Source organism: Streptomyces sp. NPDC102258, assembly GCF_055584685.1.
This window is the reverse complement of sequence record NZ_JBVJLO010000026.1, coordinates 14,854-39,904: the sequence shown is the minus strand read 5'-3', so window position 1 is coordinate 39,904 and position 25,051 is coordinate 14,854. Positions and strand designations below refer to the sequence as shown.

At 73.8% G+C, this 25,051-nt stretch carries 15 protein-coding genes; 9 read left to right on the top strand and 6 right to left on the bottom strand.

All coding sequences use genetic code 11. The annotated features are described in order from the left end of the window. Positions 1–445: 445 nt before the first annotated feature. The 5 genes from ACZ6ZT_RS31445 (at position 446) to ACZ6ZT_RS31425 (ending at position 10,228) form a co-directional block, all read left to right on the top strand. Positions 446–4,075 (top strand): FtsK/SpoIIIE domain-containing protein, encoded by a 3,630-nt coding sequence (locus tag ACZ6ZT_RS31445; RefSeq protein WP_469723591.1) that lies wholly within the window; start codon positions 446–448, stop codon positions 4,073–4,075. 146 nt (positions 4,076–4,221) lie between these two features. Beyond that, positions 4,222–5,619, top strand: a complete 1,398-nt coding sequence (locus ACZ6ZT_RS31440; RefSeq protein ID WP_469723590.1) for an ABC transporter substrate-binding protein — start codon at positions 4,222–4,224, stop codon at positions 5,617–5,619. 4 nt (positions 5,620–5,623) lie between these two features. Further along, complete coding sequence (locus ACZ6ZT_RS31435) at positions 5,624–6,943, top strand: carbohydrate ABC transporter permease (protein ID WP_469723589.1); 1,320 nt, start codon at positions 5,624–5,626, stop codon at positions 6,941–6,943. Beyond that, positions 6,940–7,800 (top strand): carbohydrate ABC transporter permease, encoded by an 861-nt coding sequence (locus tag ACZ6ZT_RS31430; protein ID WP_469723588.1) that lies wholly within the window; start codon positions 6,940–6,942, stop codon positions 7,798–7,800. The genes ACZ6ZT_RS31435 and ACZ6ZT_RS31430 overlap by 4 nt, the downstream gene beginning before the upstream one ends. A gap of 160 nt (positions 7,801–7,960) precedes the next feature. Further along, positions 7,961–10,228, top strand: coding sequence for a bifunctional glycosyltransferase/CDP-glycerol:glycerophosphate glycerophosphotransferase (locus ACZ6ZT_RS31425; RefSeq protein ID WP_469723587.1), 2,268 nt, complete (start codon positions 7,961–7,963; stop codon positions 10,226–10,228). A gap of 13 nt (positions 10,229–10,241) precedes the next feature. On the opposite strand, the gene ACZ6ZT_RS31420 is transcribed toward ACZ6ZT_RS31425, so the two are convergent. Further along, on the bottom strand, positions 10,242–10,859 hold the full coding sequence (locus ACZ6ZT_RS31420) for a TetR/AcrR family transcriptional regulator (RefSeq protein WP_469723585.1): 618 nt from the start codon (positions 10,857–10,859) through the stop codon (positions 10,242–10,244). Between the two features lie 143 nt (positions 10,860–11,002). On the opposite strand from ACZ6ZT_RS31420, the gene ACZ6ZT_RS31415 reads away from it, so the two are divergent. Continuing rightward, complete coding sequence (locus ACZ6ZT_RS31415; RefSeq protein ID WP_469723584.1) at positions 11,003–11,905, top strand: ABC transporter permease; 903 nt, start codon at positions 11,003–11,005, stop codon at positions 11,903–11,905. Positions 11,906–11,909: 4 nt separating this feature from the next. Next, on the top strand, positions 11,910–12,713 hold the full coding sequence (locus ACZ6ZT_RS31410) for an ABC transporter ATP-binding protein (RefSeq protein WP_469723633.1): 804 nt from the start codon (positions 11,910–11,912) through the stop codon (positions 12,711–12,713). A gap of 73 nt (positions 12,714–12,786) precedes the next feature. On the opposite strand, the gene ACZ6ZT_RS31405 is transcribed toward ACZ6ZT_RS31410, so the two are convergent. The 5 genes from ACZ6ZT_RS31405 to secA form a co-directional block, all read right to left on the bottom strand. Continuing rightward, entirely contained in the window at positions 12,787–17,754 is a 4,968-nt protein-coding gene (locus tag ACZ6ZT_RS31405) for an NAD-glutamate dehydrogenase (protein ID WP_469723583.1), read from the bottom strand. Positions 17,755–18,122: 368 nt separating this feature from the next. After that, a complete protein-coding gene (locus ACZ6ZT_RS31400) occupies positions 18,123–18,791 on the bottom strand; it encodes an HAD family hydrolase (protein WP_469723582.1) in 669 nt (222 codons plus the stop codon). Then, complete coding sequence (locus ACZ6ZT_RS31395; RefSeq protein ID WP_469723581.1) at positions 18,788–19,288, bottom strand: DUF6912 family protein; 501 nt, start codon at positions 19,286–19,288, stop codon at positions 18,788–18,790. The genes ACZ6ZT_RS31400 and ACZ6ZT_RS31395 overlap by 4 nt, the downstream gene beginning before the upstream one ends. Before the next feature lie 31 nt (positions 19,289–19,319). Continuing rightward, positions 19,320–19,754, bottom strand: a complete 435-nt coding sequence (locus ACZ6ZT_RS31390) for an Rv3235 family protein (protein ID WP_469723580.1) — start codon at positions 19,752–19,754, stop codon at positions 19,320–19,322. 464 nt (positions 19,755–20,218) lie between these two features. Then, the gene (gene secA, locus ACZ6ZT_RS31385; protein ID WP_469723579.1) at positions 20,219–23,017 is read right to left on the bottom strand and encodes a preprotein translocase subunit SecA; all 2,799 of its coding nucleotides are present in this window, start codon (positions 23,015–23,017) and stop codon (positions 20,219–20,221) included. Positions 23,018–23,244: 227 nt separating this feature from the next. On the opposite strand from secA, the gene ACZ6ZT_RS31380 reads away from it, so the two are divergent. Together ACZ6ZT_RS31380 and ACZ6ZT_RS31375 are read left to right on the top strand one after the other, a co-directional pair. Next, on the top strand, positions 23,245–23,835 hold the full coding sequence (locus ACZ6ZT_RS31380; RefSeq protein ID WP_469723578.1) for a GNAT family N-acetyltransferase: 591 nt from the start codon (positions 23,245–23,247) through the stop codon (positions 23,833–23,835). 9 nt (positions 23,836–23,844) lie between these two features. Beyond that, positions 23,845–25,023 (top strand): winged helix-turn-helix domain-containing protein, encoded by a 1,179-nt coding sequence (locus ACZ6ZT_RS31375; protein WP_469723577.1) that lies wholly within the window; start codon positions 23,845–23,847, stop codon positions 25,021–25,023. Positions 25,024–25,051: the final 28 nt, after the last annotated feature.

Sequence of the window (25,051 nt, the reverse complement as noted above, 5' to 3'; positions counted from 1 at the left end):
CGGAGTGTTTTCGGCTGATTCCGCTGGTTGGGTTTCCGGCCCAACTCTAGGGGGTGTCCTCGGGGAAGACGCGGCCCGGAGGAGGTTGGTTGCCGCACATATGTACGAAGGGTGAGGTTCGCGGGGTATGCCGGAGGCGATTTTCCGCAGCTCCGTGTCCGTATTCGTACGACGGCCGGACGGTCATGCGATCGATCAAGATCATTTGTCGATGGGTGCCGGGCGTGTCGTACGCGACAGGTGCGAGGATGCACCCGTACGGAACGGCGGGGACGGGAGCCCCGCCTTCCGGGCAGACCTGACCGGACGACGCGTCCGTGCCGGGCGGGGGGTCACCGGGCAGGCGTGTCCTGGTCCCGCCGCCCCCTGCCGGGCGCACGCACCGCGCACCGGGCGCTCGCGCTCCGCGCGCCGGCGCTCCGCGCAGAAGGGACCGCTGACGGCGATGCAGATCCGGCTGACCGTCCTCGGGCCGCGCAGCGGCCACCAGGCCGCCACCGCGCCGGCCGGCTGTGACGTACTCGTCACGGCGCCCGCCGGGACCGCGCTGGCCGCGGTCGCCTCCGGGCTCGCGGCGACCGTCGGCGGCCCCGACACCGGGGGCACGGTGGTGCTGTACTGCGGGACCCGGCGGCTCGACGCGCAGCGCGCCGTGCTCGGGGAGCCGCCGCTGGTGGACGGCGCGGTGCTGACGCTGAACGCGCCGGCGCCGGACGCGGACCCCGTGGCCGAGGGCGCCCTCCCGGCGGACGGCGCCGCCGGTGCGCCGCAGCTGCACGTGGTGGCGGGGCCCGACGCGGGCGGCGTCCACCTCCTGCATCCCGGGGCGGTGCGGATCGGGCGCTCGGCGGACGCGGACGTGCCGCTGGACGACCCGGACGTGTCACGGCTGCACTGCGTGGTGACGGTGGGGGCCGACGGCCGGGTGGCGGTGGCCGACCTCGGCTCGACGAACGGCACGGCCCTCGACGGGGCCCCGGTGGGGGTGCGGGCGGTGGCGCTGCCGCCGGGTGCGCTGCTGCGCATCGGCGAATCGACGCTCCGGCTGGCCGCCGGGGGGCCGCGTCCCCTGCCGGTCGTCCCGGACCTGGAGGGCCACCTCGCCCTCCCGGCCCACCCCGCTCCCGGCGGTGACGCCTCCGGCGGCGGTACGGAGCCGGGCCGGCGGCCCGGGGAGGCGGACGGCGCGGACGGGCCCCGGACACCGCAGCCCCTCCCCCACCCCGCCCCTTCCCGGAACGGGGGCTCCACCCCCGGCCCCGGCGGCCCGGGATCGCAGGGCGGCGACACGGGCCCGGTCCCGGCCACCGCCTGGCCCCCGGCCCCCGGCAACGCCCCGGCCCGCCCGGGCGCGAACGGGCCGGACGGAGCCACCGGCGCCGGGCGGCACGACGGCACGGGGTACCCCGGCACGGGTGCCGGCAGGGACAGCGGCGGCGGCACGTACTCCGGCGCGGTGACGGGCACGCACGGCGGCGGCACGACGTACCCCGGTACGGGCCCCGGCCAGCACGGTGACGGTACGGCGCGCCCCGGTACGGCGACGGGGACGCATGGCGGCGGCACGACGTACTCCGGCACCGGCGCGGGCCGGGACACCGGCGGCACGGCGTACCCCGGTACGCCGATGGGCACGCATGGAGGTGGTACCGCGTACCCCGGCGCCGGCGGTACGGCGTTCCCCGGCACGGGCGCCGGCCACCACAGCGGTGGTGCAGCGCACTCCGGTACGGGCGCCGGCCCGGACAGCGGCGGTACGACGTACTCCGGTACGGGCGCTGGCCCGGACAGCAGCGATACCGCGTACCCCGGCGCGGCGACGGCCCCCGACAGCGGTGGTGCCGGGCCCGACCTCGGGATGGGGCTGCGGCCCGGGACGCCTCGGGCGGGGGCGCCCGGGGTCGGCGGTGAGGCCCGGCAGGGCGCCGGCGGGCGGCGGCGGGGGATCGGGGCCTGGGCGCGGCGGTGGGTGCGCGGCGAGGGCGGCGGCGCGGAGGAGGCGGAGGCCGGGCCGGAGGCGGTGGCGGCGGCCGCGGTGCCCGACGCCGACGACCCGGCGGCGCTGCTGCTGGCGGCGCTCGGGCCCACGGAGCGGCTCTGGTCGCGCGGGCCCGGCCACCCCGGGTTCCTGGAGGTCGGTCTCGGCGCGGGCAGCCGGGTGGCGCTGCCCGCGTGCGGCTCGCTCGGCGTCGCGGGGCCGCGGGCGCGGCTGACCGGCGTGGCCCGGTCGGTGATCGCCCAGCTGGCCGGGCTGCACGCGCCCGCACGGCTGGAGGTCGTGCTGCTGGCGGCGGACCGGGCGCGCCCCGTCCAGGAGCGGCGCCGCGACTGGGGCTGGCTCGGCTGGCTGCCCCACGTACGCCCGGCGCACGGGCAGGACTGCCGGCTGCTGCTGGCGTACGACCGGGAGCAGGCGGCGGCCCGCACGGGCGAGCTGGCCCGGCGGCTGGACGACAGCGCGCTCGGCACGAACTGGGCGGCGGCCGACGCGGCGGCGCTGTGGCAGGCGGCCCGGGCGTACGAGGGCCCGCGCACGCTGGTGGTACTGGACGGCGATCCCGGCGCGGGCGCCCTGCGCGACGTCACGGCCCGCCTCGCCTCGCACGGGGCCGCTGCGGGCGTCCACGTCCTGGTGCTCGCGGAGGCCCCGGCGGCCACCGCGGCCTCCCCGGTGGCGGCGACGTACGAGGCGGCCTGCGCGGCGGCCCCGGCGCTGCGGGACTGCGCGGCGGTCGCGCTGCTGAGCGGGGACGTCGCCACGGCGGTACGGGTCTTCCCGGTCGCGGGCGGCCGGCCGCAGCCGCCCGGGGAGACGGCCGTCGCGGACGCGGTCTCGGCCGCCTGGGCGGAGCGGTTCGCCCGGGCGCTGGCCCCGCTGCGCGCGGACGGTACGACCGCGGAGGGCTCGGGGTACCGCCTGGCGGCGGCGAGCCTGCCGGCGGCGTCCCGGCTCCTCGACGAACTCGGCCTGGCCCGCGCCACCCCGGCCTCCCTGATGGCCCGCTGGGCGGCGGCCACCGACGAGGGGCAGGGCGTCGGCGGCCTGGTCGAGGTGGTGCTCGGCGCGGGCCGGCGCGGCCCGGTCGGCGCCGAGCTGGTCCACGACGGCCCGCACCTGCTGGTGGAGGGTCCCGCCGGGAGCGGCCGTACGGAGCTGCTGCGTTCGCTGGCGGCGTCCCTCGCGGCGGCGGCCCGCCCCGACCGCCTCGGCCTGCTGCTGCTGGACGGCGCCGGCGGGGAGCGCGGCGACGGCCTCCTGCCGTGCACGGAGCTCCCGCACGTGGCGGCCCACCTGGTGGCCTCGGACCCGCTGCGGATGCGGGAGTTCGCGCAGGCCCTCGGCGCCGAGCTGAAGCGCCGCCACGAGCTGCTGGACGGGGTCGCGTTCGCGGAGTGGCACGCCGGCCGGGAGCTGTCGGGCCGGATGATCGCGCCCCGCCGCCCCTCCCCCGGCGAGCTGCGCGGCGACCTCGACTCCCCGCGCACCGGCACGCTGCGGCTGCGGGCCGCGGCGACCCGCGCGGAGCCGCCGGCGGGGCCGGGTCCGCTGCCCCGGCTGGTGGTGCTGGTGGACGACTTCGACGCGCTGGTGGCGCCGGCGCTGGGCAGCACGGGCCGGCCGGCGGCCGGGTCGGTGGTGCGGGCGCTGGAGGCGGTGGCCCGCGAGGGCGCCCGGCTCGGGGTGCACCTGATCACGGCCAGTGCCCGCCCGGACCGGACGGCGGAGACCGAGCCGGCCCGCCGCGCGACGCTGCGGGTGGAGCTGGACGCCCCGGACCGGCCGGGTCCGGGCCGCGGTGTGCTGCGGTACGCGGACGGGCGGGCGGTGCCGTTCCAGGCGGGCCGGGTCACGGGCCGGATCCCGCGGACGGCGACGCTGCGGCCGACGGTGGTGCCGGTGGAGTGGGAGCGGATGGGCGATCCGCCGGCCCGCCGCCCGGTGCGCGAGCTGGGCAACGGCCCGACGGACCTGGCGCTGCTGGCCAGTGCCCTGGAGCGGGCCTCCCACCTGGTGTCGGCGGTGCCGGTGCTGTTCCCGCCCGCACCCCCGGCCGCGCCCCCGCCCGCGCCCTGACGGCCCGCCCCGGCCCCGCACCGCCCCCGTACCCGCCCCGCCCCCGCACCGCGCCCGTCACGCGGTATTGCGGGGGCGCGCGGGTCGGCGTAGACCTTGTGGTCCGGGACACACCACGGGCACGCACGGGCATCGGGGGCACACGCATGCGCAAGCACGGAACGAGCCGTAGCCGTACGAGGATCGGCTGGACGGCCCTGGCGGCCGCGGGCGCGCTCGCGCTCTCGGCGTGCGGGAGCAGCGATCCGCAGCCGGGGCCGGAGGGTGCCCCCTCGGGATCGGCGGCGGCGCCGCGCGTGCAGTTGCCGAAGCTGGCCGGGGAGAAGCTGTCGGTCGCGGCGGTCTGGACGGGCCCGGAGCAGGCCAACTTCGTCAAGGTGCTGAAGGAGTTCGAGAAGCGGACGGGTGCCACCGTCACCTTCGTCCCGGCGCAGGACCCGATCGTCAACTTCCTCGGCACCAAGATCGCGGGCGGTCAGCCGCCGGACGTGGCGCTGCTCCCGCAGGTCGGGGCGCTGGTGTCGGCGGTGAAGAACAAGTGGGTACAGCCGGTGGGCCCGGAGGCCGCGGCGCAGCTGGACGCGAACTACTCGGCGGGCTGGAAGAAGCTGGGCGCGGTCGACGGCACCCAGTACGGGGTGTACTACAAGGCGGCCAACAAGTCGCTCATCTGGTACAACGCGAAGGCCTTCGAGGCGGCCGGGGTCAAACCCCCGGGCACCTGGAAGGAACTGATCGCGGCGGCCGACACCCTCTCCGCGTCGGGCACCCCGGCGGTGTCGGTGGCGGGCGCGGACGGCTGGACGCTGACGGACTGGTTCGAGAACGTCTACCTGTCGCAGGCCGGGCCGCAGAAGTACGACCAGCTGGCCCGGCACGAGCTGAAGTGGACGGACGACAGCGTCAAGCAGGCGCTGACGACGCTGGGCGAGCTGTTCGGGCGGGGGGACTTCCTGGCCGGCGGGGCGAGCGGGGCGCTGGCGACGGAGTTCCCGAAGTCGGTGACGCAGACCTTCACCGGCGGGGACCGGCCGGCGGCGGCGATGGTCTTCGAGGGCGACTTCGTGGCGGTGAACATCGCGCAGACCGAGGCGAAGGTCGGCGAGGACGCGCTGGTGTTCCCGTTCCCGGCGGTGGGCGCGAAGGCGCCGGTGGTCTCGGGCGGTGACGTGGCGGTGGCGCTGAAGGCGTCGAAGGGGGCGCAGGCGCTGCTGACGTTCCTGGCGTCGGCGGACGCGGCGGAGATCCAGGCCCGGGAGGGCGGTTTCGTCTCGCCGAACAAGGCGGTGGATCCGGCCGCGTACCCGAACGCGATCCAGCGGAACATCGCGAAGGCGCTGATCGCGGCGGGCGACGACTTCCGCTTCGACATGTCGGACCAGGCTCCGGCGGCCTTCGGCGGGACGCCGGGCGCCGGGGAGTGGAAGACGCTCCAGGACTTCCTGGCGAACCCGTCGGACGTGGCGGGCGCGCAGGCGAAACTGGAGGCGGACGCGGCCAAGGCATGGGGGGCGCTCCCCACGGCGTCCGGCGGCGGGAACTGATCCGGTGGCGACCGGGAACGGCAACGCGGCATCCCGTTCGGGCACGCGGCGCCGTCGGCTGGTGGCGGCGGCGTTCCTGCTGCCGGCGCTGGTGCTGCTGGGCGCGCTCGTCGTGCAGCCCATCGGCTACTCCCTCTACCGCAGCGTCTTCGACCGTTCCGGGGACGTGTTCGTCGGGGCGGACAACTACCGGGAGATCGTGCACGATCCGACGATCCGCACCGCCCTCGGCAACACGGCGCTGTGGGTGGTGCTGGCCCCGACGACGGCCACCGCGCTGGGGCTGATCTTCGCGGTGCTGACCGAACGGGTGCGCTGGGGAACGGCGTTCAAGCTGCTGGTGTTCATGCCGATGGCGATCTCGATGCTGGCGGCGGGCATCATCTTCCGGCTGGTCTACGACCACGATCCGCACCGGGGCGTGGCGAACGCGGTGTGGGTGGGGGTGCACGACACCTTCGCGGAGTCCTCGGCGTTCCCGAAGGCCCGGCCGGGCCGGGACTCCCCGCTGGAGCCGGCCGGGGACGGCGCGTTCGTGACCCGCGCCCCCGTACGGGCGGGGGTGCCGGTGCTGCTGCCGCTGGTCGGGGTGGCGCCGGAGGACCTCCCGGCGGGCACGCGGGGGGCCGCGGCGGCCGCGGCGGAGCCGGGGAAGGTGACGGGCACGGTCTGGCAGGACTTCACCCGGGGCGGCGGCGGCCGTACGAACGCGGTCGACGCGAGCGAGCAGGGGTTCTCCGGGATGCGCGTGGAGGCGGTGCGCGACGGGCGGGTGGTGGCCTCGGCGAAGGCCCGCGCGGACGGCACCTTCTCCCTGCCGGCGGCGGCCGACGGGGCGCGGCTGCGGCTGCCTGGCGCCAACTTCCGGGCGGCGTACGCGGGGGTGGAGTGGCTCGGTCCGACGCTGGTGACCCCGGCGGTGATCGGGGCGTACGTCTGGATGTGGGCCGGTTTCGCGATGGTGCTGATCGGGGCCGGGCTGGCCGCCGTACCGCGGGAGCTGCTGGAGGCGGCGCGGGTGGACGGGGCGGGTGAGTGGCAGGTGTTCCGGCGGATCACGGTGCCGCTGCTGGCGCCGGTGCTGGTGGTGGTGCTGGTGACCCTGGTCATCAACGTGATGAAGATCTTCGACCTGGTCTTCGTGATCGCGCCGGGCGCGGTCCAGGACGACGCGAACGTGCTCGCGCTCCAGCTGTACCGGACCTCGTTCGGGACGGACGCCGACCAGGGGCTGGGCAGTGCCATCGCCGTCCTGCTGCTGGTGCTGGTGGTGCCGGTGATGCTGGTGAATATCCGCAGGCTGCGCAAGGAGGGGGCCCGATGAGCGTGACGACGCCCGCCGTCGGCCGGCTCGCGGCGCGCGCCGCGTCGGGGGCCGTACGCGTCTTCCTGGTCCTGGCGGCGCTGTTCTGGCTGCTGCCCACCCTCGGCCTGCTGATCTCCTCGTTCCTGTCGCCCACCGATCTGAACGACGGCGGCTGGTGGCAGGTGCTGACCGAGCCGTCGAAGCTGACGGCGGCCAACTACGCGCGCCTGCTCGCCAACGACACGATCACCGGGTCGCTGCTGAACACGGTGGCGATCGCGGTCCCGGCGACGCTGCTAGTGGTCGGGCTGGGCGCGCTCGCCGGGTACGCCTTCGCGTGGCTGGAGTTCCCGGGGCGGGACGCGCTGTTCCTCGTGGTGGTGGGGCTGCTGGTGGTCCCCGTCCAGGTAGCGCTGATCCCCGTCTCCAAACTGTTCGGGGCGGTCGGGCTGTTCGAGACGACGGCGGGGGTGGTGCTCTTCCACACCGCCTTCGGGCTGCCGTTCGCGGTGTTCCTGCTGCGGAACTTCTTCGCGGAAATCCCGCGCGAGCTGCTGGAGGCGGCCCGCCTGGACGGGGCGGGCGAACTGCGGCTGTTCACACGGGTGGTGCTGCCGCTGGGCGGCCCGGCGATCGCCTCGCTCGGCATCTTCCAGTTCCTGTGGGTGTGGAACGACATGCTGGTCGCGCTGGTCTTCGCCGACTCGGCGCACCCGCCCGTCACCGTCGCCCTCCAGCAGCAGGTACGGCAGTTCGGGAACAACATCGACGTGCTGGCCCCGGGTGCGTTCCTGTCGATGGTGGTGCCTCTCGTCGTCTTCTTCGCCTTCCAGCGGCAGTTCGTGACGGGGGTGATGGCCGGGGCCGTCAAGTAGCGGTGCGATCAAGGCGTTGACGTGCGGCGTTGACGTGCGGCGTTGATACAGCGTCACCCGAATGGCGCACGGTGCGTAACCCGGTCGCCGCGCGCGTGGTTCCTGGGGCCACCTGCCCCCTTCCCGGGGCCACCCGCCCGCGCCGACCCCTGGATGTGCCGTGCCCCGGTTCAGCGTCATCGTGCCCGCGTACGAGGTTCAGGCGTACCTCCAGGAGAGTCTGGACTCGGTCCTGTCCCAGTCGTACCCGGATCTGGAACTGATCGTGGTGGACGACGCCTCCCCGGACGCCTGCGGCGCGCTCATCGACGAGTACGCGGCCCGCGACCCCCGGGTCACCGCCGTGCACCTGGCGCACCACCTCGGCCCGGGTCCGGCCCGCAACGCGGGTCTGGCCCGGGCGGCCGGCGACTACCTGGTCTTCCTGGACGGCGACGACACCCTGGCGCCCGGCGCGCTCCAGGCCGTCACCGACCGGCTGAAGGCCACCGGCTCCCCCGACGTCCTCGTCTACGACCACGCGCTGGCCCTCTGGACCGGCGAGCCGGCGCGCGACCCGCTCCCGCACCGCCTCGGCGAGGAGGGCCCGGCCAGCTTCCGCCTCGCGGACCGGCCGGCGCTGCTCGGCCTGCCGATGGTGGTGTGGAACAAGGCCTACCGCCGCGAGTACGCGGAACGCGAGGGCCTCACCTTCCCGCCCGGCCACTCGGAGGACATCCCCTGGACCTGTCCGGCGCTGCTGGCCGCCGAGTCCGTCGCGGTGCTGGACCGGGTCTGCGTCCACCACCGCCGGCGCCGCACCGGCCCGGCCCCGGCCGCCCCGGACCGCGGCCACCTCGACGTCCTCGACCAGTACGAGCGGGTCTTCGGCTACCTCGCCGGCCGCCCCGCGCTGGAGCGCTGGCGGCCCGCCGTGCACCGGCGGATGGCGGAGCACTTCCGCGTCCTGTACGCCGACCCCCGCCGCCTCCCGCGCGCCGCCCGCGCCGAGTTCTTCGCGCGGGCCTCGGCCCTGCTGCGCCGCCACCGGGCCGTCGGCCGGGGCTCCGGCTCGCTGCCGCTGTGGCCGGGGCCGACGCGCACCGACCGGCTGTGGCACACGCTGATGCGGCTCGGGCTGCGGCGCACGTACCGGCTGCTGTCGGCGCTCGCCCCGGCGGGCCCGGCGGTGGCCCGCGCGGCCCGGGCCCTGGGCCGGGGGCTGCGCGCGTGCGCCCTGCGCGCGCACTACCGCCTCCAGCGCGTGCTGCCGCTGCGGCCGGAGCTGGCCGTCTTCTCCGCGTACGGGAACGGCGGCTACGCCTGCAACCCGGCGGCCATCGAGGCGAAGCTGCGGGAGCTGGCCCCGAGGATGCGCACGGCGTGGGTCTGCGGTCCGGAGCACGAGGCGACGCTGCCGCCCGGGACGGCCCCGCTGCGGCCCGGCTCGGCGGCGTACTGGAGCGCCCTCGCCCGGGCCGCGTACCTCACCACGAACGCCGGCTTCGACCGGGCGCTGGTCAAGCGGCCGGGGCAGGTCCTGCTGCAGACCCGGCACGGCACCCCGCTCAAGCGGGTCGGCCTCGACCTGCGGGACCGCCCGGCGGCCGCCCCGACCACGGACTTCACGGCACTGCTGCGCGGCGCCGGCCAGTGGGACTACCTGCTCTCCGGGAACCGGCACTCCACGCTGGTCTGGGAGCGGGCCGTGCCCGCCCCGTACACCACCCTCGAATACGGCTACCCGCGCAACGACCCCTTCCACCGGGCCACCCGGCCCGAGGTGCTGGAGCTGCGGGAGCGGCTCGGGATCCCGCCGGGCTCGACCGCCGTCCTGTACGCCCCCACGCACCGCGACTACCGCCGCACCCGGCCCGAGCACCTGGACTTCGAGCGGGTCCTGCGGGACCTGGGCCCGCGCTTCACGCTGCTCGTCCGCGACCACCTGACGTACGCGGGCACCGTCCCGGCGCGCGACCCGCACCCCCGGCTGATCGACGTCACCGCGCACCCGTCGGTGGAGGAGCTGTGCCTGGCCTCCGACGCGCTCGTCACGGACTACTCGTCCCTGATGTTCGACTACGCGGCGCTGGACCGGCCGATCGTGATCCACGCGGCCGACTGGGAGGCGTACGAGGCCGCCCGCGGCACCTACTTCGACCTGCGGACGTGCCCGCCGGGAGCGGTCGCGCGCACCGAGGACGAGCTGGTGGACATCTTCGCCACCGGTCACTGGCAGGGCTCGCGCTCGGCGCAGCTGCGGGCGGCGTTCCGGGCCCGGTTCTGCCCCTTCGACGACGGGAACGCCGCCGAGCGGGTCGTGCGCCGCGTCTTCCTGGGGCAGCCCGGCCCGCTCCCGGCGGTCGTCCCGCCGCAGGAGCGCCGGCCGGCGCCGGCCGCTCACGCCCCGGCCGCGGAACCGGCGCCGACGCGCCGCTTCGTGTTCTGAGGGCCGGCGCGGGTCAGCCGGCCCGCAGGCCCGCCACCACGGAGCGCGCCAGGTCGTCCAGGTAGCCCGCCGGGACGGCGTCGCGGACCACGACCTGGCGCCAGTACAGCGGCCCGATCGCCAGATCGAGCGCCCGGTCGGGGCAGGCCGTCGCGGGCAGCTCCCCGCGCCCGACGGCCTCCGCGACGATGCCCTCGGCGAGCCGCTTCTGCCCGTCGAGCAGGGCCCCCCGTACCGCGTCGGCGATCTCGGGGTTGCGGGCGGCTTCCACGAGCAGGTCGGGGATCACCGCCGAGGCCACCGGGTGGCGCAGCACGTGGGACATGACCTCCAGCAGGGCCCGTACGTCCCCGTACAGCGAGCCGGTGGCCGGGACCGGGATCCCGTCGGCGGCGACGGCGCCCACCAGGTCGAGCACCAGGTGCAGCTTCGACTTCCAGCGCCGGTAGACGGCGGTCTTGCCGACCCCGGCGCGGCGGGCGATGCCCTCGATGGACATGCGGGCGAAGCCCACCGCGGCGAGTTCCTCCATCACCGCCGCCCGGATCGCCTCGGTCACGTCCTCGCGCAGGACCGCGGCCCCGGCGGGGGCGCGGCGGGGGGCGGGGCGGGCGGCAGGCTCGGTGGTCATGCACAGAGCATAGCGGCGGCATCGTCACGACGATACGGTTGCGTTCCGACGTGGGTACGTCCTAACCTCACCGTAGCGACGATACGGACCCGTCCCATCGCCAGCGGCGCTCACCGCCCCCGTCGAAAGCGACCCCCGTGACCGTGACCAGCGATTCCGTGACCCACGCGGGCGCACCGCCCACTCCCGCGGAGCTGGCGGCAGCCCACGGCCTGACCGTCAGCGGCGCCCGCCCCTCCCTGCCCCGCTACGTCGCGGAGCTCTGGGGCCGCCGCCACTTCGTGACGGCGTACGCCACCGCCCGCATGCACGCCACGTACAGCACCGCCCGGCTCGGGCAGGTCTGGCACCTGATGACCCCGCTGCTCAACGCGGCCGTCTACTACTTCATCTTCGGCATCGTGATGCACGCCAGCCACGGCGTCCCCGACTACCTGCCGTTCCTGATCACCGGCGTCTTCGTCTGGGACTTCATCGGCAGTTCCATCAACACCGGCACCCGCGCCATCCACGGCAACCTGGGCCTGGTCCGCGCCCTGCACTTCCCGCGCGCCAGCCTGCCCCTCTCCTCCGTCGTGCAGCTCTTCCAGCAGCTGCTCGTCACCATGGGCGCCCTGGTCGTCCTGCTCCTCGCCTTCGGCCAGACCCCCGGCCCGGCCTGGCTGATCGCCCTCCCGGCCCTCTTCCTGATGGCCGTCTTCTGCGCCGGCTGCGCCATGGTCATGGCCCGCATCGGCAGCAAGAGCCCGGACGTCAGCCAGCTGATGCCCTTCGTCCTGCGCACCTGGATGTACTCCTCGGGCGTGATGTGGTCCATCGACGCCGTCCTGAAGACCGACCACCTGCCGCACTGGGTCGCGCTGGCGCTCAAGACCAACCCGGCGGCCGTCTACATCGACCTCATGCGCTTCGCCCTGATCGACGGCTTCAAGGCGTCGTCGCTGCCCCACCACGTCTGGCCGCTCGCCATCGGCTGGGCCCTGCTCGCCGGCGTCGGCGGGTTCGTCTACTTCTGGAAGGCAGAGGAGGAGTACGGCCGTGGCTGACACCCTGACCCGCAGCACGACGCCCCCCACCCCCGCGCCGGCCTCCCCCGGCGCCCGGATCCCCACCGTGATCGCGGACGAGGTCCACGTCGTCTACAAGGTGCACGGCACCGCCCGCAAGGGCGGCGCCACCGCCGCCCTCAGCCGGATCTTCTCGCGCGGGCCCACCCCCGGCGTGCGCGAGGTGCACGCCGTCAGGGGCGTCAGCTTCACCGCGTACAAGGGCGAGGCGATCGGCCTCATCGGCTCCAACGGATCGGGCAAGTCCACCCTCCTGAAGGCCATCGCCGGCCTCCAGCCGGTGGCCTCCGGAGCGGTCTACTCGCACGGCCAGCCCTCCCTGCTGGGCGTGAACGCGGCCCTGATGAACGACCTCACCGGCGAACGCAACGTGGTCCTCGGCGGCCTCGCCATGGGCATGACCCGCCGGCAGATCCGCGAGCGCTACCAGGACATCGTCGACTTCTCCGGCATCAACGAGAAGGGCGACTTCATCTCCCTGCCCATGCGCACCTACTCCTCCGGCATGGGCGCCCGGCTGCGGTTCTCCATCGCCGCCGCCAAGGACCACGACGTCCTGATGATCGACGAGGCCCTGGCCACCGGCGACGCCGCCTTCCAGCGCCGCAGCCAGGCCCGCATCGAGGAGCTGCGGGCCCGCGCCGGCACCGTCTTCCTCGTCAGCCACGGCATCGGCACGGTCCGCGAGACCTGCGACCGCGCGATCTGGCTGGAGTCGGGCGTCCTGCGCATGGACGGCCCCTCCCAGGAGGTCTGCGACGCCTACGAGGCCTTCACGCGCCGCTGAACCGCCGGTACGCGAACGGGCGGGCCCGGGACCACGAGGTCCCGGGCCCGCCCGTCTCGGTACGGCCGCGCCCTTACGCGTGCACGCGCAGCAGCGACCTCATCGTCCGCATGGCCACCGACAGGTTCGCCAGGTCGAAGTCGTCCGAGCCCCGGATCTCGTCCAGGGTCGTGCGGGCCCGGCTGATGATCGCCGCGTTCTTCTCCTCCCAGAGCTTGAACCGCTCCTCGGGAGTCGCGTCCGCGTCGCCCACCGCCAGCACGTCCGCGGTCAGCGCCGCGTGCGCCGCGAACAGGTCCTCACGGATGGAGGCACGGGCCATCGACTGCCAGCGGTCCGAACGCGGCAGCTCGATGATCCGGTCCATCAGCTGCGTGATGTCCAGCCGGTCGGCGAGGTCGTAGTACACCTCGGCGACGCCCAGCGGGTCCACGCCCGTCCGGTCCGAGATGGCGACGATGTCCAGCGTCGGGAAGGCCGACGAGAACCCGGCCACCTTCGCCGCGAGCTCCTCCGGCACGCCCTCGCCGGTCAGCTCGTCCAGGATCGACCGGTACCACTCCAGGTCCGCGCCGCGCACCAGCTTCGGCAGCTGCGCCCAGACCTGCTCGACCCGGGCCGCGAACAGCTCGATGGTCTCGGTGATCTGGAGCGGCTGCGGCCGGTTGTTCAGCAGCCAGCGCGTACCGCGCTCGACCAGACGGCGCGAGTGCAGCCGCACCCGGGTCTGGACGCTCGCCTCGACCTTGTTGTCGAGCGCCTCGACGGCGTCCCACACGTCGGCCAGGCCGAAGATCTCACGGGCCGACAGCTGCGCCCGCACGATCTCCTCGATGGACGCGCCGGTCTCCTCCCGCAGGCGGTGCAGGAAGGTCGAACCACCGGTGTTGACGGTGTCGTTGACCAGCAGCGTCGTGATGATCTCGCGGCGCAGGGCGTGCGCGTCGATCTGCTCGGGGAACTTCGCGCGCAGGGCGCCCGGGAAGTAGGCGTGCAGCAGGCGGCGCAGGTACGGGTCGTCCGGCAGCTCGGTGGCGATGAGCTCGTCCGCCACCGTGATCTTGGTGTACGCGAACAGGACCGCCAGCTCCGGCTGGGTCAGGCCCTTGCCGTTGCTCAGCAGCTCGCGGATCTGCCGGTCGGTGGGCAGGAACTCCAGCTGCCGGTCGAGCCGGCCGGCCCGCTCCAGGCGGCGCATGAAGCGCTGCTGGGCGTGGAGCAGGCTCGGGGCCTGGGCGGCGCCGTTGGCGAGCGCGGTGTTCTGCGCGTAGTTGTTGCGCAGGACGAGCCGGCCCACCTCGTCGGTCATCTCGGCGAGCAGCTTGTTGCGCTGCTTGACGGTCATGTCGCCGTCCGAGACCACGTGGTTCAGCAGGATCTTGATGTTCACCTCGTGGTCGGAGGTGTCCACGCCAGCGCTGTTGTCGATGGCGTCGGTGTTGATCTTGCCGCCCTCGCCGCCGGCGCCGGTACGGGCGAACTCGATGCGGCCGAGCTGGGTCAGGCCCAGGTTGCCGCCCTCGCCGATCACCTTGGCGCGGACGTCCGAGCCGTTGACGCGGATGGCGTCGTTGGCCTTGTCGCCGACGTCGGCGTGCGTCTCGGCGGTGGCCTTGACGTAGGTGCCGATACCGCCGTTCCACAGCAGGTCCACCGGCGCCCGCAGGATGGACTGCATCAGCTCGGCCGGGGTCATCTTGGTGACGCCCGCCTCGATGCCGAGGGCCGCGCGCATCTGCGCGTTGACCGGGATCGCCTTGGCGCTGCGCGGGTGGATACCGCCGCCGGCCGACAGCAGCGCGGTGTCGTAGTCCGCCCAGGAGGAACGGGGCAGGTCGAAGAGGCGGCGGCGCTCCGCGTAGGAGGTGGCCGCGTCGGGCTCCGGGTCGATGAAGATGTGCCGGTGGTCGAAGGCCGCGACCAGGCGGATGTGCTCCGAGAGGAGCATGCCGTTGCCGAAGACGTCGCCGGACATGTCGCCGACGCCGACGACCGTGAAGTCCTCGCTCTGGGTGTCGTGGCCCAGCTCGCGGAAGTGCCGCTTGACGGACTCCCAGGCACCGCGGGCGGTGATGCCCATGCCCTTGTGGTCGTAGCCGGCCGAGCCGCCGGAGGCGAACGCGTCGCCCAGCCAGAAGCCGTAGGCCTCCGCCACGCCGTTGGCGATGTCGGAGAAGGTGGCCGTGCCCTTGTCGGCGGCGACGACGAGGTAGGTGTCGTCCTCGTCGTGGCGCACGACGCCCTGGGGCGGCACGACCTCGCCGGCGACCAGGTTGTCGGTGATGTCGAGCAGCGCCGAGATGAAGATCTTGTACGAGGCGATGCCCTCGGCGAGCCACGCGTCGCGGTCCACCGCCGGGTCGGGCAGGTTCTTCGCGACGAAGCCGCCCTTGGCGCCGACCGGCACGATCACGGTGTTCTTGACCATCTGCGCCTTGACCAGGCCGAGGACCTCCGTACGGAAGTCCTCACGGCGGTCGGACCAGCGCAGGCCACCGCGGGCGACCTTGCCGAAGCGCAGGTGGACGCCCTCCACGCGCGGCGAGTACACCCAGATCTCGAAGGCCGGGCGCGGAGCCGGCAGGTCCGGGATGGCCTGCGGATCGAACTTCATCGACACGTAGGAGTGCTGCTCGCCCGCGTCGTTGAGCTGGAAGAAGTTCGTCCGCAGCGTCGCCTTGATCAGGGTGAGGAAGGCGCGCAGGATGCGGTCCTCGTCCAGCGAGGCGACCTGGTCCAGGGCCCCGTCGAGCTCCTCCAGCATGGCGTCGATGAGCTCGGTGCCGGCGGACTGGCGGCCGGGCGACATCCGGGCCTCGAACAGCGAGACCAGCAGCCGGGTGGTGTGGACGTTGTTGCGGAGGGTGTCCTCCATGTAGTCCTGGCTGAAGGTGGAGCCGGCCTGGCGCAGGTACTTCGCGTACGCGCGCAGGACGACGGCCTGCCGCCAGGTCAGCCCGGCACCGAGGACGAGGGTGTTGAAGTTGTCGTTCTCGGCCTCGCCGGTCCAGACGGCCGCGAAGGCCTCCTGGAAGCGCTCGCGGGCGTCGTCGCCGAGGTGGGTGTCGCCGTTGCCCGTGGACAGCGGCATCCGCAGGCCGAAGTCGTAGATCCAGGCGCTGACCCGGTCGGTGCGGCGCAGCTCGTACGGCCGCTCGTCGGTGACCTCGACGCCCAGGCGCTGCAGGACGGGCAGCACGGCGGAGAGGGAGACCTGCTCACCGGTGCGGTAGATCTTGAACCGGCGCTCGCCGGGGCCCGCGCCGACGGGCTCGTACAGCGACAGCGCGAACTCGCTCTCGCTGGCGGAGAGCCGCTCCAGGTGGCACAGGTCGGCGACGGCCGCGCGCGGCGAGTGGTCGGCCTTGTAGCCCTCGGGGAACGCGGTGCCGTACTTGCGCAGCAGTTCGGCGGCGCGCTCCTCGCCCAGCTCGGCGGTCAGGGCCTCGCCGAAGCCGTCGGCCCAGGAGCGGGCCGCGTCGACCAGGCGGCCCTCGATGCGCTCGACGTCGGCGTCGGTCAGCGCGGGCAGCTCGGTGCCCTGCGGGACGCGGACGACGAAGTGGATGCGGGAGAGGATCGACTCGGTGTTCCAGGCGGTGAAGTCGACGCTGATGCCGTCGAGCTCCTCCTTCAGGATGTCCATCAGGCGCAGCCGGACACCGGTGGTGAACCGGTCGCGCGGCAGGTAGACGAGCGCCGAGTAGTAGCGGCCGTACTCGTCCTGGCGCAGGTACAGCCGCAGCCGGCGCCGCTCCTGGAGGTACAGCACGGAGGTGACGATGGACTGGAGCTGGTCGACGGGGGTCTGGAACAGCTCGTCGCGCGGGTAGGTCTCCAGGATCTGGAGCAGGTCGCGGCCGTCGTGGCTGGAGGGGGCGAAGCCGGCCCGCTCCAGGACCTCGGCGACCTTGCGGCGCACGACCGGGACGCGGCGCACCGACTCGGTGTAGGCGGCGGAGGAGAACAGGCCGAGGAAGCGGCGCTCGCCCACCACGTTGCCCTCGGCGTCGAACTTCTTCACGCCGACGTAGTCGAGGTAGGAGGGACGGTGGACCGTGGAACGGCTGTTGGCCTTGGTCAGCACCAGCAGGCGGTGCTCGCGTGCCTTGGCGCGCGCGTCGGCGGGCAGCCGGTTGAAGGACGGCGAGACCGGGTGGCCGTCCTCCTTGCCGCTGTGCAGCGGGTCGGAGCGCAGGATGCCGAGGCCGGTGCCGGGCACGGCGGTCAGGGCGTCGCCGTCGAGGAGGTTGTACTCGCGGAAGCCGAGGAAGGTGAAGTGATCGTCGGCGAGCCAGCGCAGCAGTTCGCCGGCCTCTTCGAGCTCGTACTCGCGCAGGTCGGGCGCGGTGGGCTCGGCGGCCAGCTCGTCGGCGATGCGCAGCGCGGCGTCGCGCATCTTCTCCCAGTCCTCGACGGACTCGCGCACGTCGGACAGGACGCGCAGCAGGTCGACGGTGATCTGCTTGAGGTCGGCCTTGTCGGTCTCGCGGTCGATCTCGACGTGGATCCACGATTCGACGAGCGAGTCGTGGGGGCGCGCGGTCCGCGGGCCATGGGCGTCGCAGTCGGGGCCGAGGATCTCGATCAGCTTGCCGGTGACGTCACGGCGCACGACGACCTGCGGGTGGATCACGACGTGGATGCCGCGGCCCTGGCGGGACAGCTCGTTGGTGACGGAGTCGACGAGGAAGGGCATGTCGTCGGTGACGACCTCGACGACCGAGTGGCTGGAGGTCCAGCCGTTCTCCTCGACCGTGGGGGTGTGCACGCGGACGTTCGCCGTGCCCTGCGGGCGGTTCTCGGCGAGCCGGTAGTGGGAGAGCGCCGCGCCGAACACGTCGACCGGGTCGCGGTCGGCGAGGTCTTCGGGCGCCGTGTGCAGGTAGTAGCGCTGGAGGTAGGAGAGCGTCGTGTCCTGGTCGGGACGCTCCCCTTGCTCGGACCCAGTCGGAAGTAGCCCCCCGGCCGGGCTGTTCTCAGCTACCCGTGCCGCCCGCGCGAGCAGCTCGGCCTTTGCTTCGTCCAGCTTGGTCTGCATGTCCTCTGGCTCCTGTCGCGCGCCATTGCGTGACGTAGGTGAAGGAAGGATGGACGCGGCTCCGCCCCGGGGCGGTGCGTGCGTCCGGATGGGGTGTCGGCGTGATCACGCCGGATGCGCCGGCCGGGAGGGATTCGGCCATGGGCTGGCGGACGTCCCGGCGGCGGGGACCAGCGACGGCCCGGGCACGGAGGTGCGCCGGGCGCGGGCCGGGGGCGTCCGTGCCCCCGAGGACTATCGCGCTGATCACGGGTACAAGGCTATCTCGCCCCACCCCCCGGTCGTCATTGACAGCATCTGTACAAATCCCGGGGGGAAACCTGGACACTCTGGCCAGCGACGTGGCCATCCGGTCGTGCCGGGTGGCGCTATCCGGCCATCTCGCGAGCTGCGGCGACGGCGTCGGCCAGCGTGTCCACCACCGGGACCCCGGCCGATTCCAGACTGGCGCGGCTGTGCGAACCGCCCGTGTACAGCACCGCGCGGGCTCCGACGTGCGCGGCGGCGAGCGCGTCGTCCACGGCGTCTCCGATGAGGATCGTCCTTCCGGGGGTCACTCCGGCGGACTCCATGGCGGCCATATGGCGTACGAGATGTCCCGCCTTGGAGGTGTGGGAGGGCCCGGTACGGCCGTCGACGCGCAGGAAGTGCCGGTCGATGCCGTGCGTACGCACCAGCGGCACCAGCTTCTCGTGGGGCGCGAGGGACAGGAGGGACTGGGTGAGCCCCTCGGTCTGCCAGCCGCTCAGCAGCTCGCGCACACCCTCGGCGAGGGCCGCGCTGCCGGCGGCGGCCCAGTAGTGGCGGTGGAACGCCTCGTCCATGACGAGCCACTCCTCCTCGGTGGGCAGCCGGCCCATGAGGCGCTCGTAGAACTTCGGCACCGGTACGACGTACAGCTCGCGGTACCGCTCCAGGGTGATCGGGGCGAAGCCCAGCTCGGCGAAGGAGGCGTTGGTCGCGAGGACGACGGCGTCGATGTCGTGCAGCAGCGTGCCGTTCCAGTCCCACACGAGGTGGGCACCGGGGCCGGTCATTTCAGCAGCCCCGGGATCTCCTGCACCCCGTACCAGAGCAGCTCGTGGTCCTCGGCGCCGTCGACGGTGAATCGCGCGTCGTCGTCACCGGCGTCCGCGGCCTCCAGCGCGGCGGCGGCCGCGGCGACGTCCGCCTCGGCGTCACCGGCGTCGACGTGCACGGCGGCGGCCACCGCGAGCCGTACGGCGGCGGCGAGGGCGACCTGGCCGAGGGTGGCCTCCTCGACGCCGGGGGTGGCGGTGGCGGCCTTGTCGTCGACGTCGAGCGCGACGACGACCCGGCGGCGCGGGGCGTCCGCGTCGGCGGCGAGCAGCCGCAGGGAAGCGGCCGCGGCCCGGCCGAGGGCGGCGTACTCCAGCTCCTCGATGTCGTCCGAGACGTACCACTCCCGCAGCCCGGGCGTCACGGCGTAGGCGCGGAGCGGGGCGGGCCCCAGCTCGCCCGCCTTGTGCGCCTCGGCGAGACCGGGGAGTGTCAGGGGGACGTACACGCGCATGGCCGGCTGCTTTCGGTAGTCGGAAACGCCCTCAGGATACGACCGCCGCCCCGGACGCCGAATCCCCCCGGGTGCGCGGCCCCCGGATCTCCACCGCCGCACAGCGCCAGCGCAGGTCGGGGCCCTGCTCCAGGCGGAACGCCATCGCGGAGACCCGGTCGCCGGTGGCGACCCGGGCGAAGGCCTCGATGACCCCGGGGCGGGGGTGGAAGCGCCCGCAGTGGCGCAGCACGGGCCGCGGCCGGCCCGGCGAGGGGCTGACCGGCGCCAGGCCGGCCAGCTGCTCGTACGCGGCCCCCACGGTGAACCCCAGCAGCGAATGCACGGGCCGCTGCCCGCTCACCACCGCCAGCAGCCGCTCCGCGAACCAGTCGTGCGGCCCGCCCCGCCGCCCCGCCCGCCCGGGCCCCCGCTGATCCCGCCGCCCGGCGGGCCGGGTCCGGGCGGTGCCGCTGGCCTCGTTCATGGTGATTCCCCCTACGGTCCGGTAACTCGGTGTGACCGTTCTAGGGCCCCGCAAAACCCTCCGCAATCACCACCCGCGCCCGCACCGCCCCTTAGGCACACCACCTATCCGAGTGAGCCACCCCCACCCCCCAGCCCCCGAACCCACGCCCCACACCCCCGGGGCACACGCCCACCCCCACCCGCCCACCCCCCGATAGGCGACCCTCCGTCACCCATCCGGCCCATCCACCACGAACCCGGCCGCACCGACGCGTGAGGCCCGGGGGCCGAGGGCGCCTCCCACCTCCCAGCCCCGCCAACGCCCACATCCCCAGCCCCGCCGGCGTTCGAGGCGCGGGGGTCCGGGGGCGGAGCCCCCGCAACGGCGCCGCACCCGCACCGCGCCCGCGCAGCACAACGGCCGGGGCCGGACACCCTCAAGGTGCCCGGCCCCGGCCGAAGCGGTCTTCCCGTGAGCGGGGGCTACTTCTTGCGCCGACGCCCGCCGGAGGCCTTCTGCGCCTTGCGCCGCTCCGCCCGCGTCATCCCGTCTCCGCCGACGGAACCCTCCGCGTCGAACTCGCCCTCGACGACCCCGCCCTCCCCGTCCACCGACGGCGCGGAGAAGTGCAGCCGGTCCGGCCGCTGCGGAGCGTCCAGCCCCTTGGCCCGGATCTCCGGCCGCATCGCGGCCACCGGCTCCTTCTCCAGAGACGGCGCCGCCGCCTGCACCGGAACCTCCTCGACCTGCTGCTCGACCTGGACCTCCAGGTTGAACAGGTAGCCGACGGACTCCTCCTTGATGCCCTCCATCATGGCGTTGAACATGTCGAAGCCCTCGCGCTGGTACTCGACCAGCGGGTCCTTCTGGGCCATCGCCCGCAGGCCGATGCCCTCCTGGAGGTAGTCCATCTCGTACAGGTGCTCACGCCACTTGCGGTCCAGCACCGACAGCACCACACGCCGCTCCAGCTCGCGCATGACGTCGGAACCGAGCGCCTTCTCGCGCGCCGCGTACTGCTCGTGGATGTCGTCCTTGACGGACTCCGCGATGAACTCGGCCGTGATGCCCGCACGGTCGCCGGCGGCCTCCTCCAGCTCCTCCACCGTCACCTTGATCGGGTAGAGCTGCCGGAAGGCACCCCACAGCCGGTCCAGGTCCCACTCCTCGGCGAAGCCCTCGACCGTCTCGGCCGCGATGTACGCGTCGATCGTGTCGTCCATGAAGAAGACGACCTGCTCGTGCAGGTCCTCCCCCTCCAGGACGCGGCGGCGCTCCCCGTAGATGACCTCGCGCTGGCTGTTGAGGACCTCGTCGTACTTCAGGACGTTCTTGCGCGTCTCGAAGTTCTGCGTCTCGACCTGCGACTGGGCGGACGCGATCGCGCGCGTCACCATCTTGTTCTCGATCGGCACGTCGTCCGGCACGTTCGCCATCGCCATGACCCGCTCGACCATCTGCGCCTTGAACAGACGCATCAGGTCGTCGCCGAGCGACAGGTAGAAACGGGACTCGCCCGGGTCGCCCTGACGGCCGGAACGGCCGCGCAGCTGGTTGTCGATACGGCGCGACTCGTGCCGCTCGGTGCCCAGCACGTACAGCCCGCCGAGGTCCTTGACCTCTTCGAACTCGGCCTTCACGGCCGCCTCCGCACGGCGCAGCGCCTCGGGCAGGGCCTGCGCCCACTCCTCGATGTGCTCCTCCGGGTCCAGGCCGCGCTGGCGCAGCTCCGCCTCGGCGAGGTCGTCCGGGTTGCCGCCGAGCTTGATGTCGGTACCGCGGCCGGCCATGTTCGTGGCGACGGTGACCGCGCCGCGGCGGCCGGCCTGGGCGACGATCGAGGCCTCGCGCTCGTGCTGCTTCGCGTTCAGCACCTCGTGCGGGATGCCCCGCTTGGAGAGCTGCTGCGAGAGGTACTCGGACTTCTCGACCGACGTCGTACCGACGAGGATCGGCTGGCCCTTCTCGTGCTTCTCCGCGATGTCGTCGACGACCGCGGCGAACTTCGCGACCTCGGTGCGGTAGATCAGGTCCGCCTGGTCCTTGCGGACCATCGCGCGGTTCGTCGGGATCGGCACGACGCCCAGCTTGTAGATCTGGTGGAACTCGGCGGCCTCGGTCATGGCCGTACCGGTCATGCCCGACAGCTTCGTGTACAGGCGGAAGAAGTTCTGCAGGGTGATCGTGGCGAGGGTCTGGTTCTCGTCCTTGATGTCCACCCCCTCCTTCGCCTCGATCGCCTGGTGCATGCCCTCGTTGTAGCGGCGGCCCGCGAGGATACGGCCCGTGTGCTCGTCGACGATCATGACCTCGCCGTCGATGACGACGTAGTCCTTGTCGGCCTTGAAGAGTTCCTTGGCCTTGATCGCGTTGTTGAGGTAACCGACGAGGGGGGTGTTCACCGACTCGTACAGGTTCTCGATGCCGAGCCAGTCCTCGACCTTCGCGACACCGGCCTCGTGGATGGCGACCGTGCGCTTCTTCTCGTCGACCTCGTAGTCGCCGGTCTCCTCGATGCCCTTGAGCGGCTGGCCCGCCTCGCCCTTGGTCAGCCGGGTGACCAGCTTGGCGAAGTCGGCGTACCACTTGGTGGCCTGGTCGGCCGGACCGGAGATGATCAGCGGCGTACGGGCCTCGTCGACGAGGATCGAGTCGACCTCGTCGACCACGGCGAAGTTGTGGCCGCGCTGCACCAGCTCGTCCTGCGACCACGCCATGTTGTCGCGCAGGTAGTCGAAGCCGAACTCGTTGTTCGTCCCGTACGTGATGTCGCAGCTGTACTGCTCCCGGCGCTGGGCCGGCGACATGTTCGCCAGGATGCAGCCGACGTCCAGCCCCAGGAACTTGTGGACGCGGCCCATCATCTCCGAGTCGCGCTCGGCCAGGTAGTCGTTCACCGTGATCAGGTGGACGCCCTTGCCCGACAGCGCGTTCAGGTACGCGGGGAGGGTACCGACGAGGGTCTTGCCCTCACCGGTCTTCATCTCCGCCACGTACCCCAGGTGCAGGGCCGCGCCGCCCATGATCTGCACGTCGTAGTGACGCTGGCCGAGGACCCGCTTCGCGGCCTCGCGCACGGTCGCGAAGGCCTCGGGCAGCAGGTCGTCCAGGCTCTCGCCGTCCTGGTACCGCTGCTTGTACTCGTCCGTGAGCGCGCGCAACTCGGCGTCGGAGAGGTTGACGAAGTCCTCTTCGATGGAGTTGACCTGGTCCGCGATGCGGTGCAGTTTGCGCAGGATCTTGCCTTCGCCTGCACGCATGAGCTTGTTGAAGACGGACACCGAGGTTTGTCTCCTTGCCGGTCGGGCCTGGGCACTGTTCGTAACCGGGCACGGCAGGTGGGCCCCACCGCAACGGCCATCGTAAGCGAGGACGTGGTCACGTCGGGAGGTCCGCCGTATCCGCGGGGCACGGGCGCCCGGAATGAGAACGTGTGGGCAGGGCCGAAGGTGCCGGGGGAAGGGAAAACTCCTCGCCGCCCGCCCTCCCGCGCGTCCACAATCCGTGGATGGAACCCACCACACTGCGCACCGGACGGCTGGACCTGCGCCCCTTCGCCCCGTCGGACGAGGACGAGGTGTACGCCGCCGCCCAGGACCCGGACATCCAGCGCTGGACGATGGTCCCCTCCCCCTACGAGCGCGCCCACGCCAGGGCCTTCGTGAGCGAGCTGGTCCCCGCCGGCTGGCGCGAGGACACCGCGTACAGCTTCGCCGTACGGCTGGGCCCCGGCGGCCCGCTCGTCGCGGCGATCGGCGTCCACGTCCGCGGCGAGGACGAGTACGAGGTCGGGTACTGGGCCACCAGGGAGCACCGCGGCCACGGCTACATGACCGAGGCCCTGGGCGCCGTCGCCCGCTGGGCCTTCACCGCGCTCGGCGCCGCCCGCCTCGAATGGCGCGCCGAAGCCGGCAACGAGGGCTCGCGCGCCGTCGCCGAGAAGGCCGGCTTCCGCGTCGAGGGCCTGCTGCGGGCCGGCCTGCACCGGGCCGGCACCGTCCGCGACTGCTGGATCGGCGCCCTGCTCCCCTCCGATCTGGGCCTGCCCTCCGCCCTCCCCTACCTGCCCCACCCGCCCGCTGTCAGTGCCGGGACCTAGGCTGCGGCCATGACCAGCAGCCTGCCGCAGCCGACGCTCTCCCTGTCCGCCGACGAGGCCCGCCGCATCGCCCTGCGCGCCCAGGGCTTCCTCGGCGCCCCGGACCGCAAGGGCGGTGTCCGCGGCCTCCTGCGCCGGCTGGGCGCCGTCCAGCTGGACACCATCTCCGTCCTGGCGCGCTCGCACGAACTGGTCCCGTACGCACGCCTCGGCGCGGTCGGCCGGACGGCGGTCGAGCGGGCGTACTGGACGGACCGCCACGCCTTCGAGTACTGGTCGCACGCGGCGTGCGTACTGCCGATCGAGGAGTGGCCCCACTTCGCCTTCCGCCGCCGCGTCAAGCGGGCACACGGCTATCGCTGGCACAAGATGCGCGACCGGGAGGGCTCCTGCCGCCTGGTCCTGGACCGGCTGACCGCCGAGGGCCCGCTGACCTCGACCGAACTGGGCGGCGCGAAGAACGGCGGCCCGTGGTGGGACTGGTCCGAAACCAAGATCGCGGTGGAGTGGCTGCTGGACACCGGTGACGTGGTCTGCACCGAGCGGCGCGGCTGGAAGCGGGTCTACGACCTGGCCGAGCGGGCGGTGCCCGGCGCCCTGCTCCACGACGACCTCGACGACCGCGAGTGCCTGCGCCGGCTGGTCGTGCTCGCGGGCCGGTCCCTGGGCGTCGCCACCCGCGCCGACCTCGCCGACTACCACCGGCTCAAGGGGGACCAGGTCGACGCCGTGCTCGCGGACTCCGGACTGGTGCCGGTCGCGGTCGAGGGCTGGGCGAAAGCGGCCTGGGCGGACCCGGCGGCCCTGGCCACGGCCCCCCGGGGCCGCCACCGCACCACCCTGCTCTCGCCGTTCGACTCCCTGGTCTGGGACCGGCCGCGTACGGAGCGGATCTTCGGCTTCTCCCACAAGCTGGAGGCGTACGTCCCCAAGCCCCAGCGGATCCACGGGTACTTCGCGATGCCGCTGCTGGCCGGCGGGCTGCTCCAGGGCCGGGTCGACCCGGGCCGCGAGGGCACCACCCTGGTGGCCCGCCAGCTCTCGCTGACCACCCCGAAGGCCGCCGCCGCGATGGCGCGGGCCCTGCGGGAGGCCGCCGAGTGGGTGGGCTGCGACGCCGTCCGCGTCGAGCGCGCCACCACGCCCGCCGAGGCCGCGGCGGTCACGGCGGAACTGAAGGCCCTCTAGCCGGGCCGGGGGGCCGGCGGATTCCGGG